The sequence below is a fragment of the Candidatus Magnetobacterium casense genome (assembly GCF_019173545.1).
Taxonomy (GTDB): domain Bacteria; phylum Nitrospirota; class Thermodesulfovibrionia; order Thermodesulfovibrionales; family Magnetobacteriaceae; genus Magnetobacterium; species Magnetobacterium cryptolimnobacter.
Window position 1 is genome coordinate 1 of the sequence record NZ_JABXWD010000575.1, and the last position, 1740, is coordinate 1740.

Genomic DNA, 1740 nt, shown 5'->3' on the forward strand with positions numbered 1-1740 from the left:
CGCTCATGCCCCACCCACAAGTACGGCATCCTGACAGCTTGTTGTTTCGTTTTCAGTGGGCTGACTATACACATTTTCCATGTCTATCCCCAATGTCATTGCAAAACTCATCGTTTGACGACTTGCCTCGTCGAAATCTAACTCTTCAACACATCTCCTTATTGATGCTACCTGCTCTGTGTTGATATGCTGCTCCAACTCCATCACCATAAGTTCAACCCCGTCAGGGGAAGATACCTCAAGCAACTGCATCAGCCGTACAAGTATCTCTTTTATCTTCTCTATGTCCCAGATTGTTACTGCCTGCTCTGCAAATAGTTTCTCTGTCTCAAGCTTGCCAATGGAGCCAACAACCGTACTTAATGCAACCCCAAGTTGTTTCAGCAGCGCCCTGGTACGGTCAAGGGGCATTTCATAAATACTGCTCTCCATCTCCCGTGTAATCTCATAGACCTGTAGCATTTCCAGATTTCCCGATAAACTCTTGATGGAATGTACGAGTTTAGAGGCAGTCTCTATATCGTTATCATCAAGCAGGGAGGCTATTGTCCGGGCTGCATCACCGTACTTATTCGAAAATCCCGTCAAGGCCCTTATGTAAGCCCTTGGCTCCATCCACCTGCCAATACCTTTTTCCACGTCTATACCCTCAAGCGGTGGCAAATTATCGGGCAGAGGCGTCTTTTCCACGTCCGGCTTACCAACCGGCATCTGCCGTCCGACACCATCGGGGACTATGTTCTCCATCGTATCAAAAAGCTGTTCAAAGTTCACAGGTTTGCCAACAACGGCATCAAACCCTTTTTGTATGTAGCCCTCGGTCTCCTCATGGGTCACACTTGCCGTTAAGGCAATAATGGGAATATGTCCGTTGTTGGATGTGGCAGAGGATGCAGCTTCCAGGGCACGAATATGTCTTGTAGCCTTTACACCATCCATGTGGGGCATCTGTATGTCCATAAGGATGAGGTCAACGTGGTCGTTCTTAAACCGCTCGATAGCTTCAATGCCGTTGCCGGCCGCCAGTACGGTATGTCCCGCATGTTGCAGACGGGTTTTTAACAGTTCAATATTTTCGTCCAGGTCGTCTGCTGCCAGTATCCGAAAGACCCTGCGTAGTTTTTTCTTAGACGCACTGCTGTTGGTGACATCCACGTTCTGAAAGAGGTACTGTGCAGCCTCATCAGTCCTTTTCATGCTAGCGTTAAAGTGAAAGGTGCTCCCCTTGCCCTGTTGGCTTTCCACCCAAATGTTACCACCCATCATCTCAATCAGTTGCCTGGATATTGTCGTGCCAAGCCCCGTGCCGCCAAAGCGTCGTGTTGTTGAGCTGTCTGCCTGGGTGAAGGCATCGAAGATACCCTCCAGCCTGTCAGTGGCTATGCCGATCCCCGTATCGATGACGTCAAAGCAAACGAGGTCTGCTTCCGTGTGTGGGTAGACCTCCATACGTATGCTGCCTCTTTCGGTGAACTTGACGGCGTTACCCGTAAGGTTTATCAGTATCTGCATCAGACGCAAGGGGTCACAGATGAAATTGCTGCCGGCAAGACTTGGGGCAATGTTATAGATAAAATCAATCCCCTTCTTGCGGACATCAACATCAAACATCCGATGCACGCTACGGAGCAAGTCTCCGAGGTTAAACGACCTTGGCTCCAGGGTCATCTTGCCGCTTTCCAGCTTGCTGACATCGAGGATGTCGTTAATCAACCCAAGTAAGGCATTTGTGGAATTCAT

At 49.3% G+C, this 1740-nt stretch carries 1 protein-coding gene; it reads right to left on the minus strand.

Going from position 1 to position 1740, the window contains the following annotated elements; all coding sequences use genetic code 11:
* Window positions 1-3: 3 nt before the first annotated feature.
* Window positions 4-1740, minus strand: a 1737-nt coding sequence (locus HWQ67_RS17710; protein ID WP_218254020.1) for a hybrid sensor histidine kinase/response regulator, incomplete at its 5' end; no start/stop codon positions are given.